Origin of the sequence: Enterococcus sp. AZ062 (genome assembly GCF_051715065.1) — a bacterium.
Lineage (GTDB): Bacteria > Bacillota > Bacilli > Lactobacillales > Enterococcaceae > Enterococcus_B > Enterococcus_B mundtii.
Genome location: NZ_JBIOTB010000001.1, coordinates 752,088 through 770,520, shown reverse-complemented (window position 1 = coordinate 770,520; position 18,433 = coordinate 752,088). Strand labels below are relative to the sequence as shown.

Annotated in this window: 14 protein-coding genes; 2 read left to right on the top strand and 12 right to left on the bottom strand. The window is 38.1% G+C overall.

The window, feature by feature from the left end; genetic code table 11:
* Positions 1–62 precede the first annotated feature (62 nt).
* The gene (locus IGJ00_RS03595; protein ID WP_438844131.1) at positions 63–1,577 is read left to right on the top strand and encodes an ABC transporter permease; all 1,515 of its coding nucleotides are present in this window, start codon (positions 63–65) and stop codon (positions 1,575–1,577) included.
* 12 nt (positions 1,578–1,589) lie between these two features.
* On the top strand, positions 1,590–2,255 hold the full coding sequence (locus IGJ00_RS03590) for an ABC transporter ATP-binding protein (protein WP_071866616.1): 666 nt from the start codon (positions 1,590–1,592) through the stop codon (positions 2,253–2,255).
* Positions 2,256–2,316: 61 nt separating this feature from the next.
* Here the strand turns inward: IGJ00_RS03590 and IGJ00_RS03585 are convergent, their stop codons facing one another.
* The 12 genes from IGJ00_RS03585 to IGJ00_RS03530 all read right to left on the bottom strand — a co-directional run bounded on the left by IGJ00_RS03585 (position 2,317) and on the right by IGJ00_RS03530 (position 18,278).
* Positions 2,317–2,538 carry a CsbD family protein gene (locus IGJ00_RS03585; protein WP_065096154.1) on the bottom strand — a complete coding sequence of 74 codons (222 nt, stop codon included), beginning with the start codon at positions 2,536–2,538 and terminating at the stop codon, positions 2,317–2,319.
* A gap of 90 nt (positions 2,539–2,628) precedes the next feature.
* A complete protein-coding gene (gene iadA, locus IGJ00_RS03580) occupies positions 2,629–3,822 on the bottom strand; it encodes a beta-aspartyl-peptidase (protein WP_071866617.1) in 1,194 nt (397 codons plus the stop codon).
* Positions 3,823–4,035: 213 nt separating this feature from the next.
* Positions 4,036–5,775 (bottom strand): putative basic amino acid antiporter YfcC, encoded by a 1,740-nt coding sequence (gene yfcC, locus IGJ00_RS03575; RefSeq protein WP_071866618.1) that lies wholly within the window; start codon positions 5,773–5,775, stop codon positions 4,036–4,038.
* A 522-nt stretch (positions 5,776–6,297) separates the two neighbouring features.
* A complete protein-coding gene (locus IGJ00_RS03570; protein WP_086334390.1) occupies positions 6,298–6,903 on the bottom strand; it encodes an SIS domain-containing protein in 606 nt (201 codons plus the stop codon).
* 509 nt (positions 6,904–7,412) lie between these two features.
* Positions 7,413–7,787 (bottom strand): hypothetical protein, encoded by a 375-nt coding sequence (locus IGJ00_RS03565; protein WP_071866620.1) that lies wholly within the window; start codon positions 7,785–7,787, stop codon positions 7,413–7,415.
* A gap of 63 nt (positions 7,788–7,850) precedes the next feature.
* Positions 7,851–8,732 (bottom strand): UTP--glucose-1-phosphate uridylyltransferase GalU, encoded by an 882-nt coding sequence (gene galU, locus IGJ00_RS03560; protein ID WP_074800691.1) that lies wholly within the window; start codon positions 8,730–8,732, stop codon positions 7,851–7,853.
* Between the two features lie 30 nt (positions 8,733–8,762).
* On the bottom strand, positions 8,763–9,776 hold the full coding sequence (locus IGJ00_RS03555; RefSeq protein ID WP_438844130.1) for an NAD(P)H-dependent glycerol-3-phosphate dehydrogenase: 1,014 nt from the start codon (positions 9,774–9,776) through the stop codon (positions 8,763–8,765).
* A gap of 542 nt (positions 9,777–10,318) precedes the next feature.
* A complete protein-coding gene (locus IGJ00_RS03550) occupies positions 10,319–11,797 on the bottom strand; it encodes a helix-turn-helix domain-containing protein (protein ID WP_438844129.1) in 1,479 nt (492 codons plus the stop codon).
* Between the two features lie 163 nt (positions 11,798–11,960).
* Positions 11,961–13,010, bottom strand: a complete 1,050-nt coding sequence (locus IGJ00_RS03545) for a DUF916 and DUF3324 domain-containing protein (protein ID WP_438844128.1) — start codon at positions 13,008–13,010, stop codon at positions 11,961–11,963.
* Between the two features lie 30 nt (positions 13,011–13,040).
* Positions 13,041–13,670 carry a WxL domain-containing protein gene (locus IGJ00_RS03540; RefSeq protein ID WP_438844127.1) on the bottom strand — a complete coding sequence of 210 codons (630 nt, stop codon included), beginning with the start codon at positions 13,668–13,670 and terminating at the stop codon, positions 13,041–13,043.
* Positions 13,671–13,932: 262 nt separating this feature from the next.
* On the bottom strand, positions 13,933–15,972 hold the full coding sequence (locus IGJ00_RS03535; RefSeq protein WP_438844126.1) for a pectate lyase-like adhesive domain-containing protein: 2,040 nt from the start codon (positions 15,970–15,972) through the stop codon (positions 13,933–13,935).
* A gap of 569 nt (positions 15,973–16,541) precedes the next feature.
* Complete coding sequence (locus tag IGJ00_RS03530; RefSeq protein WP_071866627.1) at positions 16,542–18,278, bottom strand: fibronectin type III domain-containing protein; 1,737 nt, start codon at positions 18,276–18,278, stop codon at positions 16,542–16,544.
* Positions 18,279–18,433 lie beyond the last annotated feature (155 nt).

The window sequence follows — 18,433 nt, the reverse complement described above, 5'->3', positions numbered from 1 at the left end:
GTAGGCTTAAGCTACTCCCTTTATTCTATTTTTTGTACTCATTTCGAAAGGAGATCGAACCAATGAATTTTTTCAAACGAGCATTAAAAAGTACAAAAGTAAAATGGGGGCGTTCTTTACTATTATTAGCAGTTTTTACAGCAATCCTTGTCTTCGTTCTTGCTGGACTAACCATACGTAGTGCGGCTCAACAAGCCGCAGAGCAAGCTCAAAAAGATGTCGGCGCGACCGTCACTTTAAGTGCGAATCGTGAAGCGGCTTTTCAAAAACAAACGGAGGCAACTGATACTGAATCCGGTGGGCGACCAGATCCTGGAAGTTTCTCCCTCACACCTGTTTCAGTCAGCGATGCAGAAAAGATTGCAGCACTAGATAATGTAGCAAGTTTTTCCTTCGAAAGCTCTGCATCAGCTTTAGCCAATAGCGGTATCACTCCCATTTCAAGCTCTGATACCTCAGAAACATCAGAAGAAACTGAAACTGATACTACGACTGATGCTGCACCAAACGGTGAAAACATGGGTGGAGCTATGGGGGGTGGCAAACCGCAAATGATCCAAGCAGACTTTCAAATCAGCGGGGTATCCGATACAGCCCTAACCAGTAGCTTTACGGATGGCACAGCAAAAATCATCGAAGGAGAAGGAATCACTGATAGCGACAAAGATACGAACAATGTCGTGATCGACTCTACTTTAGCTAGCGCAAATGACTTATCCGTAGGGGATACTTTCGTTATTACTAGCACTGAAGATGAAGAAACAACTTATGAAATGACGATTAAAGGAATCTATGAGTCGAGTGAAACAAGTAGTAGCATGGGAATGAATTTCAATTTCATGAATCCAGCGAACACTTTGTATACTTATTATACGTTTGCTAATACATTGAATGGTTCTTCAGAAGATGACACAATCGACTCTGCGGTTTATACGCTGACCGATCCCAATAAAATGGCAGATTTTATCACTAAAGCAGAAAACCTGATCGATACATCAACGTTCAGTCTTCAATCAAACGATACGATGTTCCAAGCAATGCTTGAACCACTTAACAACGTGGCCAGTTTTTCACAAAATGTCGTTTTACTCGTTGCGGTGGCTGGAATCATTATTTTAACTTTGATCATCATGATCACGATCCGGGAACGCCGCCATGAATTAGGCGTATTGCTTTCATTAGGCGAATCCAGAAGCAAAATCGTCCTTCAATTGTTTACAGAAGTGGCCATATGTATGATCGTCGCGTTAGGTGTGGCTTCATTCAGTGGAAATGTCGTTGCAAATGCTGTCGGTCAACAGTTGCTTGATCAACAAACTGAAACGTCAACCGACTCACCTGCCGAGCAACAAGGAGAGCAGATGCCTGGTGGTGGCAATCGTGGACCTGGCGGACAACCCGGTGGAACTAGTAATCCATTTACCGTTTCGGAACAAGTAAGCGACCTTGAAATCACCGTTCAACCAGCTCAACTCGGCCTTCTAGCAGCGGTTGCATTCGGGATCAGCTTACTCTCCGTTTTTCTAGCCTCCATTGGCATACTACGATTAAATCCACGAAAAATTTTATTAAACTAAAGGAGGAATTGGATGTTACGTACAGAAAACTTGGGCTTCTGGTATCAGAATCCAACAGAAGCACTTTATAAAAACGTGAATTTATCCTTTGAAAAAGGGAAAATGTACGCCATATTAGGGGCAAGTGGTTCAGGAAAAACGACCTTCCTTTCGTTGATCTCAGGACTCGATACACCAAAAGAAGGGACTGTGTATTATGAAGAGCGCGCTTTAGCTAAAATAGGACTACGAAATTATCGTAAAAATGATGTATCCATTATTTTTCAAGCGTACAACTTATTGCCTTACCTTTCCGCTCTTGATAACGTCATTACCGCCATGGAAATTTCAAATACTCCTCAAAAAAATTATCGCCAAGTAGCACTTGATCGCTTGGCACGCGTTGGGATAAATGAAACTCTTGCAAAACAACAAGTCACTAAATTATCTGGGGGACAACAACAACGCGTAGCGATCGTCCGAGCGATTTGTTGCGAACATCAGTTGATCATCGCGGATGAACCAACAGGAAACCTCGATGAAACGACTTCACAAGAAATCGTTCAACTCTTCCAAGAAATCGCCCATGAGCAAGATCGCTGTATCATCATTGTGACACACGAATTAGAAGTGGCTAAAAAATGTGATGAAGTTTTTGAATTAAAAAACAAAACATTCGCGTCCATTGACATTGGATAACCGCTAAAAAAAGCGTCCACCTTATTGGTAGGACGCTTTTTTTTTAGAATTTACAAGTAGACTATTTATGGTCTTTTTTTGAAAATTTTTCTTTTACATCTTCAAAGCCTTCTTTGATTTCATCGCCGATATTACGAGCTTTACTCTTGATATCCGCACCTGCAGATTGGGCTTTACCTTTTGTTTCTTTACTTTTATCACCTGTTGCTTTTCCATAGGCTTCCTTGCCTTCACCTGCAACTTTGTCTTTCAAATCTTTAGAGCGTCCTTCTAAATCTGCCATAATATTTCCTCCTCTAAAATTTGTCTTTCTAACCACTTTTAGAGTAACACCAATTATAAAAACAAACAAACAGTATGCTTATCCTAACATTCAGCTCGTTGCAATCATTTGCTCAAATGTTCCCCAAACTTTCACTTGTTTTTCTTGGACCATGATCGTTCCATTAGCAATCACCGTATCGATTTCTAAGGTTTCTTTATCAAGTAAACAAAGATCCGCATCTTTCCCGACAGCGATTCTTCCCTTTTGGTCCAGTTTCAGGACTCTTGCAGGATTGGACGTCACAGCTCGTAAGGCAATCTCTAAGGGGATGTCTTCTTTTTGAACGGCTTCTTTGATGCCAACCAGTAAGGATTTCGCACTACCGACGCCCATACCGATAAAATGGTTCTCTTGGTCAAAATATGGGAGACTACCTTGTCCATCGGAGGTCAAGGTGAAGTTATCAAGAGAGACTTGTGCTTCCAATAACTGCTTCAATGCTTTACTGAAACGAACTTCACCATCGGTCTTTTCCCAAAAATCAGGATCTTCACTTGCAGTGAAATCGATCGTTCCACCTTTTTTTGCAAATTCGATACATGCAGCTAATAATTCAGTTGTCCGATTCGCATGCGTCGGATAAAACTGAGTAATAGGGATTTCTGTTTCTTCAACCACACGATTCAATAATTCCAATTTTCGACTTCCGCCACCTAAATGGACATTCACGATCCCTGCTTTACCTGATAACATGCCCCCAACACGAGCATCCGCCACTGCCCGAGCAAACTCGTCGAATGTTGGTTGAGAAGAGCGATGATCAGAGACAGCGATTTCTCCGATCCCAATGATCTTATCAATAGTAAGAAAATCTTTGATCAATGAATCAGTCACCGTTTTGACCGGCAACCGATAAGAACCAACATAAACATACGTAGTCAATCCTTCTGCCTCTAGCCCTCTTGCTTTACTGATCAAAGCAGTCATATCTCGACCTTCGCCATCTGTCCCGATACAACCTACGACTGTTGTCACTCCTGCTGTCGTTAGTTGACTAAGTGTGACTTCTGGTGTGCGATTATGATAGCCGCCTTCGCCGCCGCCACCTAAAATATGGAAATGGGCATCAATAAAACCTGGGGTCAAGAGTTTTCCTTCTCCTGAAATTTCTTCCACGATCAATTCTTCGTAACCGCCAGATAGTTGATCTTCCAAGGCAATGATTTTATTTCCTGCCACTAATACATCCTTCTTACCAAGATATTCTGGTGCATAGACATCGATTTGTCGAATGAGTTTCATCCGTGATCCTCCTCTTTATAAAATAGTCTGTATCTTTTCATACACACAAAGGGTTGTTTGAAAAGCAATCTAGCGATCCTACGTCGCTCTTTTAGAAATAAGCGAGAAAGTCCCAAAATATGAAGATACTTTCGGATTTTCTCGCTTATTATCTCAGCGTTACATATGGGTAGCACCGTTTCTTTGATTGCTATCAATCAGTTCTTATTTGTTTTATTGAAGGCCGATCGCGATCGCAATCATAATGAAGATTGTTCCTAAAACAAAGAAGAATCCTTGCATTTTGATTTGGAATCGTGCCCATTTTGCCCATTCGATCCGTGCCACACCTAAGACGCCGATCAAGCTAGCAGAAACTGGCGTGAACGCATCCATGAATCCTGAACCTAATTGATAAGCCAATACGGCAACTTGACGAGAGACACCAACTAAATCAGCTAACGGTGCCATGATTGGCATCGTCAATGCCGCTTGTCCAGAATTTGAAGTGACGACTAGATTGAACAAACTTTGGAACACATACATCGCCCATGCACCAATAACTGCCGGTACACCAGTCAGCGCTGTTCCTATACCATGCAAAATTGTATTAAGCGCAGAAGGTACAGAAGCATCTGATCCACCTAATACAAGCAAGATTCCTTTTGCCATCCCAACAACGATTGCTGTTCCAGCTAGATCTGCTGCCCCAGATTGGAAAGAAGAGGCAATATCATTGACCGTCATACCGTCTAATTTGAATAAAACAGCAATGATCCCTGCGACTAGTCCCATTACAAAAAATTGAGAGGCGATTTCTGGGATATAATAGCCTTTTTGAGTAACTCCCCAAACGATCCAAACTAAAACGATCAACATTTCCGCTAAAATCAATTTATGGCCTAATGTAAATGGTTTTTGTTCATCGGATGTTTTCTTCAAATGGTTACGGAAGTATTCGTCAGATTTATACGTTAATGAGCTTTCCGGATTCTTCCGAACTTTTTCTCCATAGATCATTAAGTAACCAGCCGATAACGCAGTCACGACGACCCACATGATCAATCGGAAGGTGGCGCCTGATAAGACTGGAATACCTGCGATCCCTTGAGCAACGGCGACACTGAACGGACTCATCCATGACGTGGCATTCCCGACTTGTGACGCCACATAGGTGACTGTAACGGCGACGATCGAATCATAGCCTAAGGCAATCACAAAAGGTACCATGACCATTGAGAATGGAATGACTTCTTCAGCCATACCGAACGTTGCGCCTCCAAATGAAAAAGCAAAGAATAAGAGCGGTAAAGCTAAACGTTCTAGGCCACGTGTCTTATTGATAAAAGCATAAATACCTGCATCAATGGCACCTGTTCGCATGATGATCCCAAATGCCCCACCCACGACTAAAATAAGTGCAGCAATCCCGACTGCTGAACCATATTTATCGCCTGATACTAGACCTTCAAAAACAAAGTTCAAAAAGCCAAACCCACCGAAATCATCGGTTCCCCATAGTTTTGCTGTTTTATGCAATTTCTTTGAGGTATCATAGATGTCTTCACCATATTCATCGTATAAAACATCATCTGTCAGTGAGATTTCATCTAGTTTCTCTTGGGTCAAGTTTTTTTCACCAGCTGCCAAGACTTCTTCTAATCCTTCTTCAGGAACAGCTAGCTTTTCTCTTTCCTTTGGATCATTTTGTAATTCTTCCAGTTGATCAAATACAAAAGACTTATCTAATTCATAAGCATAACGAAACGAATCTTGGCGTAATACTGTTCTGGTACTAGTTTCTCCATTTGCATCTTTGTATTCTATATCTTGCGTACTGAATCTCCCCGCTGGTACGATAAATGTTAATAACCAGGCAAGTACAACTACACCAAAAATAATGACATACGTATGCGGTGTCGTCATTTTGGTAAAGTCTCGTTTTTTCTTTACTGAAGAATTTTTTCTCTTCAAAACTCGTTCTTCCTTTCTTGCTACGTTTTTGTCAATAATGAATAAGCAAATAGATTATACAGTAAAATGTTCTATACCACATGAATAAACAATTAAAAAAATCTATTGATTTTAGTTATCTTCAAGACACATTTTAATAAAAAAGCTGTTCTCAAAGCCATAGCACCTATAAAAATGGATTAAAATTCTTTTTTTATTTTTACAATGTAGCTATTTCCGATCATTTATTTTCATTTCTATTTACGTATAAACAAAGATTTTTTAAGAGATTAACAAATATTTATACATTTCCATCCGTACTTCTTTCCTATTTGAACCGATGTTTTTAATTGAATTTCTGCCTCTCTCTTACTCTCTTTTTATTTTCATTAGGTATCTTCATTGCAATATTCATAACAAATGTACTATAATTGGAGTGTAAAGAGTTTTGGGGAAGACTCTTTCATCAACGTGTATAAAGAGACAAGAAAGAATCATCACGATTCTTTCTTGTCTCTTTTTCGGGCTCTTATCCTTCTCTCTTTAGTCATTCTCCAACAAATAATAAACTGAAAAATAAACGATTTGCTGTAATAAAATTAAGGTGGCTAACGAAGCTGTGCCACATATAGCTGGCTCAAACTTAGGAACCGTAAGGACGGCATCGTCTATCGTTGCATAGTTATCTAATACTAGATCTGCATATTCATATAAGCGCAAACCACTACTATGTCTTGATTTGATACTTCGGGATAAATCAAATCCTGTGATCACGATCAATAGGTGACCTTGTTCTTTGACCCATTCCGCCAGTTCAATGATTGCAGGATTTCTCCCTTCATTTGATAAGAGAAGAAAAATATCCTCGGGTTGCGCATTGATTTGTTCAATGATTGCTTGGCCCGTTCCTTCCAGTGACTCATAAATTCCCGCTGCAGGGTGTTCAATCAACTGAGTTGGCAAGATTTTGGGAGATTGTTGCCAAAATTCATAGGCAATACCTTGCAAAGTATGGCTAGCAAAAATATGTAAGCATCCTCCTCGATGAATCTGTGTAGCGATCCATCGTCCCGCTTGTTCCATCAAGGGTTCCTCGATCCTTAATTTTCTTTCAAGTTGTTGACAATAATCAAAATAGGGTAAGCTCATTCTTTTCTCCTCTTCTTCTGCTATTTCAGAATAGAGACAACTATCAAAAAGAAAAATACAAAAAGATGAGACGAAGCAATTGCTCAGTCTCATCTTTACCTTAACCACTTATTCATTACACTCCAGCGAAAGATCTGATGTAGCAGCATCTTGATGTTCTTCGGCTTCAGTGTAAAAGATAGGAACGATGTATCGCTAAAAGCAAGTCTTTCAAACGGATTAAACAAACTGCTTGCTTGAATATACATCTTTTTTGACATAGTAAATAAATCGCCTTGCTTCCTCCGCTTTTTCTATTCATAAGGTAGAAAATCTTCCTTAAATCAGGTACAATAAATGCGGTCGGTGCGCTGCATCGACTATGGCAAAATGATCGGTCAGGGTGTATACGTGTGACTGGTCATTCCTTGATAGTTAGTTGCCGCTAACTATCAAGGAGCCTTTTTTTTAGTTATTTCTATCTGCATCTATTGTAAGGAAAGTGCGAAACAAGTGCAAGTATCAAAATATCAGCGGTCAGACCTTGTCCGTCTTTCTGAGACATCCTTTGAGCGGTTCGGAGAAGCCGCATGTTTGCCTTTTTTGACGACATGAAATTTTTTGAGTAGATACGGGATATAGGCAAAAAGGTACAGCAAAAGAAAAGCTGCCGCAAAAAGAAATGCCTGTTGATCTCCCCACAAAAGAACGATAATCAAACTACCGATCGCCACTGTTGCTAAGTACCAAATAAAAATCAAAAAGGTTTCTTTTATTCTGACCATATAAAACATCGTAAACAAACTAATAAATAATACTGGCAGTAAAAACAGCCAATTATTTCCCTCCATCAACCATTTCAATCCATCAAGAAACGTTTGTGCAATGTTGATTAGAATCCCCATGTAAGCAATACACCTCATTTACTATTCTTTTCTCAAGATTTTATTTCTCTAATTGTTAAGTTTTTAGTCCAGAGAATGACTTAGATCAATGAGGTATTGTTTCAACTGCTCGCTGATTTCAGGATGACCTAAACCGTATTCGATACTTGTTTTTAGATAACCAAATTTATCACCGACATCATATCTAGAGCCTTTGAATTCTCTCGCATATACGGGTTGCTTTTTATTTAATTCATCAATGGCATCCGTCAATTGAACCTCATTTCCAGCTCCAGGTTTTTGTGTTTCTAATAATTCAAAAATTTCTGGTGTCAATAAGTAGCGTCCAATAATCGCTAAATCACTCGGAGCTTCTTCAGGTGTTGGTTTTTCGACGAATCGTTTCACTTCATACAAGCCTTCAGATTCTTTTGTTTCTGGATCGATGATCCCATATTTTGACGTGTCTTCATGAGGAACTTTCATGACTGCTACAGTTGAACCTTTTGTTTTCTCGTAATCTAAGATCAATTGTTTTGTCAGTGGAATCTCATCTTCCATCAAATCGTCCCCAAGCATAACGATGAATGGTTCATCTCCAACAAAAGTTTTCGCTTGTAATACCGCATGACCTAGTCCTAAAGGATGGGACTGACGGATAAAGTGGAGATTGACATTCGTTGTTTCTTCGACTAATTTTAGCAAGTCGATTTTATTTTTTTCTTGTAGATTCAATTCTAATTCGATATTCGAATCGAAATGGTCTTCAATCGGTCGTTTTTCTTTTCCGGTAACGATCAAAATATCTTCGATCCCCGAAGCTAAAGCTTCCTCTACGATAAATTGGATCGTTGGTTTATCAACGATCGGCAACATTTCTTTTGCCATTGCCTTTGTAGCAGGTAAAAAACGTGTACCTAGACCTGCTGCAGGAATGACTGCTTTTCTTACGATTTTATTCTCCATATGCGTATTTATATACTCCATTCTGTTGATTTACTGAAATTCGTTTTCCATCTTGCCATCACGCAACATGATTTCTTTTGCTGCTTGTTTGATATCCTTCCCTTGATAAAGGACCTGATAGATTGTTTGAGTGATGGGCATCTCTACACCTAGTTGCTCAGCCAGCTCAACCGCCGCTTTTGTTGTCGATACACCCTCCACGATCATCCCCATATTTTCCAGGATTTGATCTAATTTTTGTCCTTCACCCAGCATATGCCCCGCACGCCAATTTCGTGAATGGACACTGGTACAAGTGACGATCAGATCACCAACACCGCTCAATCCAATAAAGGTCAAAGGGTTCGCGCCCATCGCTACACCGAGACGACTGATTTCAGCTAATCCTCTTGTCATGATCGCCGCTTTCGCATTGTCACCAAAACCAAGACCGTGGATCGCGCCGGCACCGATTGCAATGATATTCTTCAATGCTGCACCTGTTTCCACACCGATCACATCATTATTTGTATAGATTCGGAAATAATCATTCATAAATAATTCTTGCACATAAGTAGCTGCTTTTTGATCAACACTTGCAGCAGTGATCGTTGTGATATCGTGGACCGCCACTTCTTCTGCGTGACTAGGGCCTGATAAAACAACGATAGATTGTCGTTTTTCTTCTGGGATTTCTTCGGCAATCACTTCTGATATCCGTTTATGCGTGTCTTGCTCTAATCCTTTACTGGCATGGATGATCACTGGTTTTGTCGTTAAATGTTGTAGCAATTCTTGTGCTACAGCACGGATTGCTTTCGTCGGTACGACAAATAATACTGCATCTACCTCTTTGACAGCTTCAGCCAATTCGGTAGACCCGATGATCGATTCTGGTAAATGTAATTCAGGTAAATAGTGTTTATTCGTATGATACGTATTGATTTCTGTGATTTGTTCTGGAACATTCCCCCAGATACGGACGTCATGTCCATTTTCTGCTAAGGTTTGAGCTAAAGCAGTTCCCCAAGAACCAGGGCCTAATACTGCAATTTTTTGTTTCATGGAAATTCCTCCAAAATTCATAGTTAATTTCTATTATAGTATACATTAACAAAATACAGGACTTATTTTCATTTTTTTAGCTTTTGTTTAAAAAGAGCTTGGGATAGAAGTGTTTAGCTGCGAGAAATAAGGCGCTATCCAACAAAATTGTTTTCAAATTTTTTTTGAATAGTGTCTTGTTTCCGAAGTCGTTACTTTTGTTCCCACCGTTTATTCAGTTTTAGGGGGTGCGAGAGGACAAATGTCCCAGAATCATTTAATTCAGCCATTTATTCCTTGATTTAACTTAAATAGAATTTATAATGTTGCAATACCATACAAGATGTTTTTTTGGTCTATTCCAATGATATAGTCTATTTATCAACAGTCGAACTAAAGGAGGTGCATCTTATGTGGTCAGTTACTCCACCAATGTAAGTGCAAGTTTCAAGAATAAACAAAATCCTCAAGAATAAAAAAACGAAAATCGTCGTTCAACAAGCGATTTTCGTTTTTTTATTTATTTTTCTAAAAAATCAGCTGCCTCAGCCCATCTCTTCTATTTATCGTAATTCTTTCTCGATGATTTTTTTATACATAGCGATATCATAACCAAATAATTCTTTCCTTATGTTAAACAATTCACAAAAATCAAAATTAAAGGATACCCTCATTTTGAAGCAATCAATTTGGGATAGTTTCTCATGGCTGATATTATATAAAATCACGTCACGTTTATTATAGTTGCTGGGAATGGTTTCCGGATTGAATTGTTGAATGTCCAGGGTGTTTCCAAATTCTTGTTCTAACATTTCCTGTGCCCATAAGAAGTCCGTACAGACACCTGTCAGTAAAAAGACTCTTTTTTCATTTTTACTCCGATAAGTCAAAAAATAAATTTTTGTTGCTAAATACCGAAAATGATCATCTGAAAATGCTAGGTTCAATCCTGAAAAATCATTCCAGTCCATAAAGATCTGCTTGATTTTCTCAAAGAAAGCTTGAGGAATCTCTGCCATATCTGTCCCTTCCACAACATGTTCTTCAGGAATCAGCTGTTGAAAATTAAAATGACATTTCCGCAAAAACATCAAAGTTAGTACTTCGATGGTTCGTTGATTATTAGAAAAGTTAGGAATATTACGTTCCATCTTGTCGATCAGATACTCATACTTGATCTCTGGGAACTCTTTAGTAAAAGCGATATAGCATTGATAATTCTTTTCATGTGCATTTATTTCATAAAAATTTTGGTTTAAAAAATTGAATACGATCGTACAATAGTTTAAGTTTCGTTCATCTGGGCTTAAAAACATTTGTTTCAAAAAGGCGACAAGACGATCTTCTATCTGATGATAAATAGGTGTGCATTTATACATCTCTAACTTTTTTATATCTAGATTGTCTTTCAACTTCATTTTTCGATCAAACATCAGTTGAAGTAAAATCTGTGCGTATTCTTTTGAGAAATCTGAAAATAAACATTTTTGTTCTTTTTCGATTTGTTGAAACAAATGATTTATTTTGTACTGACTTGTTTTTGACACCTTAACTACTTGAATACCGCTCTTCATTTGAAAAAGTGCAATTAAAAACCGTAAGCGATACTCATCTTCTACCTTCTTATCATTGAGGTCGATGCCATAAGAGGCGACATAGGACATCACCTCTTTTTTTAGTTGATATGCTTTGGAGGAAGAGATATATTCTTGCTTGGCAAAACCTAGGGGATTCGAAAAATCGGTTTTAAAGAAATACATACACGCTTTGATAAATGGTGAATATTGATAGACTTTCTTCATATACGTTCGTTTATTTCTTTTATACTTATGTCTGATCAAATACCCTGTTGGATTTGATTCAATCAACGGATCAGTCTCATCGAATTGTAGATTGATTGCTTTTATGTCTCCTTTTATCGTTGAAACAGAAACATTCAATTGTTGAGACAGCTCCAGCGAAGTCAAACTTGATTTTTCCCATAATAGATTAATAATAGTTACTTTTCGAAAAATTTCTTTCTCTAAATATTTTCTAAACACTATTACTCCCCCACCCACCTGTTAAATTAAATGGATAATATCATTAAAAAATCAAGTTGAAGTAAAAGTTTCATAAAATTTAAAAAAATTTATTTTTTTGTAAAAAAAGAGGAAGAACGTGGCATCACTTCTGTTCTCCCCCTTTTACTTATTATAAACTAGCTTAGCTCTTCTCTTGTTCAACTAACTTCCTTTTGATTTTACCTATATAAATACACAGACCTAGAATAATCACTAATAAGACACACCCAGTTATCATCATCCATTTGTACTTTGCAAAAAAACTAGGCTGACTTTTTATCAATATATCTGTTTGGTTTAATTTTTTGCTTATGTTGTTTTTTACTATGAATTTCCTTGTTAACTTCCAGTGATGTTCCCCCTCATCCGCTTCAAATGTCGCAACATACACTCCCGGTAATAATGCTTTACCGTCTAATGGTATCCTATAGTTCAATACCGTATTTGGAGCAATCGAGCCTTCCGGCTGGTTTGCTTGATACATAACTTCTTGATCATCTTCTTTCGTAATGATTGCTTTGATGTTGGTTAGCCGGATTAATTTGGGTTTAGGATTTTGGATTTTCTCTGTAAAAACATTCCGCGTATTCACTTGTTCTGCTTGCGCATCTAAAAGTTTTAATGTTGATGGAATTTGCTCCGGATCACTTGATTGCAAAACTAAACCGATTTCTCTCGCAAAATTATTTTGAATATTGCCTTCTTTGTTTGCTTCATTATTCTGAACTACCCGGATCGCTCCAATGGTAATCCCAGATAGATTCTTTTCAGGCATTTTGATTTTCACTTGTAATTCATGCGTTTGCTTTGGAGAAATTTTGATTTTATTTTCTGATATTTTTACTAGATCTTCTATATTGACTTGCGCGTTATTTGCTAAACCCTTGACCGATTTATCATACTCAATGACCCCGATACTGTTCGTATTTCCTTGATATAAAGTTGTGTCTAGCATGATCGTCTGATCCGAGATATTTTCGATTTTAAGATGCAACGTCTGTTCTTGTTTTGGTTCCATTTGTAAATCAAAATAGGAGACCTGTTTATTTATTTGATTGTCCGGCAATTGCGTGGACACCAAAAATGGAATATTCTGAGAAGCTGAGTTTTCATCACTAAACACAGGTACGTCACATAGATGAGACAAAACAAGTAAAAATAAAAACATGGCTATATATTTTTTGATTTTCACTGGGCAGTTCCTTTCTGTCAAGGGCAGTTCTTACAATGTATCAGAAAACGTCCAAGTCAATTGCGCATGATAGGTATCCGCTTCTTTTTTTGCTGCAGCAGGAATACTTAATTTGTATTGATTGATTGGCAATGTTGAAATTCCTAATCCCTCTCCTGGACTCGCTTTGAATACTTCCACATCCACATCTGGAGTAATCAGATAGTCTTGGGTGTTGATTACACCGCCTGTGGGTAGATCACCACCAATGTTTGTCACATTTCCTGTATTGATCGATAATTCTGCCCCTGCTAACTCAGCTTGATTGACTGAGGACGTAAATTGGGCAATTTGTTTTACTTTTAGTTTCCAACCTTTTGTTAGATCACCACGATTATCTGTGACTTGGATATCCGTAGTTGTTGGGTTAGATGCCTGATTACCATCTACTGTAGCGATTTGTTCGATGGATTGATCATATTTGATATTAGCAGTACCAAAATTCAGATTGGTTGGTAACTTGTTGGTTGCTAGGTTCAAATCTTCTCCATTTCCACCAGTTGGTGCTTGTAAAGTCACTGTGCCATCAGTTGTTGTATCGGCACTCACCGATGTTATACCTAAACTTGCTCCTACTAAGATACTCATACCTGCCATGACATATTTTTTTGTGATTACCATTATCTTATGCTCCTTTTCATTGTATAAAATATTTTATAGCTAGCCGACTTTGTTGCCACTTCAATTGTGATCAGTCTGCACGTCGTTCCTTTTCGCTTTCAGAAATGATCCATTGTGAGTTGTCTCTATCAACGATTGGCACAACGTTCTATGAATGAGCGCACAACTTAATCCTGATTCTTTTTTTGATCTCTCGTTTTCTGACTCCTAAGATTGAACACCCTCATGCTATCATTATCCATCGTCCGTTAGAGACTTATGGCTAGGGTGTTTCTGAAAGTGTCCAAGTGATTTTTGCCTGATAAGAATCAGCTATTTTCGGACTGTCACTTGGCAACTCCAACTTAAACTCGGTGAGTGGCAAAACGATCTGTCCCCGACTATTCCCTTTATCCACTCGAAATACTTCTTTTTCTTGCCCAACAGGAATATCAATTGTTTGATTACTTCCAGTACTTATCACTGCTCCCCCACTACTATTAGTTGCTGTCCCTGTTTCAAATTGGATGATTGACCCTGTTAATTGAAAGCCACTACTTATTCCAGTCAAGACATGGTCCTGAGTGACTTTTACTTTATAGCCGTCTCCATTGTTACTTCGTTTGTCAGTGATATCGATTTTCCCTGTGGCATTTGTAGCAATCAATTGATTGGTTGTATATTGGATTGGGACATGGCCAAAATCAAGTATGGACGGATAGATTGATTGATCATTGAAAAGGCTCTCCTCAACCGTCACATTCATACTTTTCGATTTATGCTTATACGTATAGGTGAGAACATACTGTCCTTCTTCTTCTGTCAATTTTTGTGGATCAATATCAATCATATTCGCTCCTTCGATTTTTTGTGCAGTGACACTGACGTTTGTCTCGAAAAACGAAAGAGATGAATTGCTGCTACTATCTGATTCGATGATACAATCTAATCCATCATATTCATTCCATGTATCTTTGGCATAGATCGTAGGCAAGGAATGAAGCTGAATATCAAATACATTGACTGTCGCCACAGACTCCGCATCATCACAAGTAAAAGTAATTTGATAGGTCCCTATTTTCTCTCCATCCGCTTCGCCTTGAATCGTGACATCATTGATTGTTTGTGGCTGTCCTAGCGCATTTGTTGCACTCACAAAGTTATATGGTGGTATCCAAACTTCACCCAATAATAGATCGATATCCTTGGTAATTACTTGTGCTTTACTCGTGAATGGACCACTAGCTATTTTTCTTACATTTTTAGACTGGAAATATTTTGGAAACATGGAATTATTAGACGTCACATTCAAGGTATTTTGAGCACTATCAATCGAAGTTAAATTAAAACTTGTCGTAATTGGTCCAGTATAGCCGATATCGGGAAGTGGGTCTGTGCCATTTAGCTTCCAAGTACCAATCCCACTATTTGAAGCGATCGTGAATGGTGCACTGCTATAATATGAACCTAAAGCACAGCCTTTGGAATTAGCAATCGAAAAGTTGCTGGTTGCTGCGATTGACAGAGATTGACCGATTGCAATAGTTGCTGTTGGATTATTTGATTGTGCGCTAAAAGTTGTATGATCTTCTATGTTCAAGACAGTGCTGCTATTATTACCTACTACTGGATAGCTGTTACTCGTATTATTGAATGCTACATTTGCTCCATTTCGTATATTTAATTCTTTTACTTCACACACTTCTTGCGTATCTGATGAGGCTGTAATATTCTCATACAGATTCGCTGTCCCATAAGGCAGATAAATGAATTGTTGTCCAGAAGATGTGACATTTGTATAGTTGATCGTGACTCCTGAGAATTCGGACCAGAAAAACGAATATGGATGTTGATTGATTAGTGTGACATCAGAAATAGAGCAAGTCGTATACGCTAATGCAACGCCAACCAGTTGAAGATTAATATCAATCGTATGGTTATTGCCATAAATATTTTTTGGCGAATTGATATTAAAAGATGCCGTTAACTTGATATCTCCAGTTAAATAAATGTCTGTAATAGTGGGGTCCAATAAAGCGGTACGAAAATCATTGAAGTTATCCACACTAGCTATGCCTGAAGCTGCTGTAGGGACAGCTAAAACGGATTGGAAATCACTTTGTACAGTACTATTGGATGGTTCACTTATTTCTTCTGAAGAACCCATTTCCTTTGTCGTAGTACTTTCACTCGGCGCATTTTCACTACTCTCAGTTGTCGAATCAGCAGACGCATGATACGGTAGACTGATGGCTACTTTATAAAAAAAGAAAACGATACTTACTATACACATAACTACCTTTATTTTTTTTGCCAGCTTCATCTTTATCATCCTAAAAAACATCCCTTTTTTGTACAACTAGATAATTTGATCCCACCGATAGTATTAGGGTGATCATTCTTCCTTTCATGGTTCCCTGCTCAGGTGGATCATGGCTTTTCCATCAAAAGCTCAGCTTGAAAACAACCATTTACCTTATATTTATTTCTCATATATCAACCTCCTTTACCAAGTAATCACCAATCTATGTCTATATTATGCTTGATAAACTATGGAAAAAAATCCATAGATTTACCCTTCTCAGTGTAAAAATTTAATAAACATTTTATCTGTACGTTATGATTTCAATTCATTCATGTTACTTGATAAAATAAAAAAAGCCCTCTTAAAAGAGGACTTGGAATTTTTATAATAGTTGTTATAATATATGTTTTTTCCATGTTCTGTTATACAAACATAAAAAATAATTGAATTTTTATCATGCGTTTGCCCAATTGCTAAGATTCTCGTTAGACATGCACGAAAATCTTAACAATACTGAGCAAATCACTTATTCGTTGATTGATTCAGCATCAACGATTGCTTCATTAATAAAGACGGGTATGGATTGTTTAGCCAATCAATTCCCAAGGTCCCCATTGTTCAGTTCCAGGCTCATTGCCTCGTGTCCACCATTTTGCACGATATGTGTTGCCTTTGTGTGTCACGATATCACCTAGATCATAAATTGTATCTGCATCCCATGCTTCTACTGCTGGTGCATCCGCCGTTGTCACAACTAATGCTTTGCTTTCTTCTGAAATGTTGCCCGCTTCGTCAAATGCTTTCACTGTATAAGAATACTCTGTGTTAGCTGTTAATCCTGCGTCACTGAATGTATTTGTTGCTGTTTCTCCTACTTGCTCACCGTCACGGTAAACATAGTAACCTACTACACCCACGTTGTCTGTTGATTGTGTCCATGATAAAGAGACACTCTTGTCACTAATTGATGAAACCGCAATGTTCAATGGTACTGATGGAGCTTCTAAGTCAGCTGGTGGCTCTTCTAATGTAGAAATCACTAATGCTTTACTTTCTTCTGAAACGTTACCAGCTGCATCGAATGCTTTCACTGTATAAGTGTATTCTGTGCTGGCAGTCAATTTTGTGTCTGTATAAGCATTGTTTGTTGCTCTACCAATTTGTTCGCCATCACGATAAATGTAATAACCTGCTACACCACGATCATCTGTTGAATTTGTCCAAGATAGTGCGACAGTTGAATGTGTTGCTGTTCCTGCTAGATTGGTTGGTTGTGATGGTTTTTCTGTATCAGGTGTTTTTTCTTGGAATAAATCCTGATAAGACTTCGCAAATGATTCATTGTACTCTACTCCAGCAGAGTTTCTTCCTTCATCCCAGTTGATGCTCCAAGTCATCAAACCTTTCAATGGTGTTTGATCTTTTTCCATTTGTTCAAATACGTCATAGACTTTCGATGGCTCTTTTACGAAACCATTTGCTGCTGCATCAATGTTTGCTGGAATACCTAAAGCTAAACGATTCGCTGGAATTTGGATAAAACCACCGCTTCCTTCATTGAAAGCTTTTGAAATCCCATATAAGAATTCAAATTTTTTGCTGTCATTGTTTTGAGCGATCCATTCAGTTCCAACACTGATACCGTCACCTGCTTGGTTGTATAACTGTGGTGCAATAAAATCATATTCTTGTTCTAAAGCAGTAATGTATGGCACATATTTACCTTGTGTTCTTAAGTACGGAAACTCTGGCGCCATGGAGATAATAAAATGTTTTTGCTCTTTCTCAAAATGTGCACGGACGATTTTCAACGCATCTGGGATCACTGTTTTATTGTCGCCTGCATCTACTGCGGTTTGTTCTAAATCAATATCTAAGCCATCAAATCCATAAACTTCAACCAAACGGATGATTTCATCTGCAAAGGCTTGTTCTTCTCCTTTATGTAATTCAATATGTGAGTCTGCACCCCCAAGTGAAATGAGTACCACACGATCTTCAGCATTCAAAGTTGCTACTTTTTGTCTAAATTCAGTATCAGACATATTGTAAGGTTTGAATGTTGGGATACCTTCCCCTTTCATGAATGACACAGCAATCACATTATAAAAAGGATTTACTTTTGCCAAATCAGTATCTGCCGGACGGCCCCCTTGGTAACCAGCACCTTGTTCAGGCACCCAATTATGATAATAACCTACTGAAACTTGGCGATTTGAGATATCTGGCATCGTATCTGCTGCGTCTGCTGCAAACACATCTGTTCCGCCTCCAATCAAACAACCTAAAAGACCAACTGAGAATAATAAACTTTTTTTATTCATTTTTTCCCTCCTAAATTTGTATTACAGACCAGATTAAAACATATCTTATTCTTCAAAATTTTTTTTGTCTGGTATTGCAACAAAATAATTTTCAAACAAAAAAAATCGCACTTTTTTAGCAAAATGGCGCATATATGAAAACATAACATCCACAT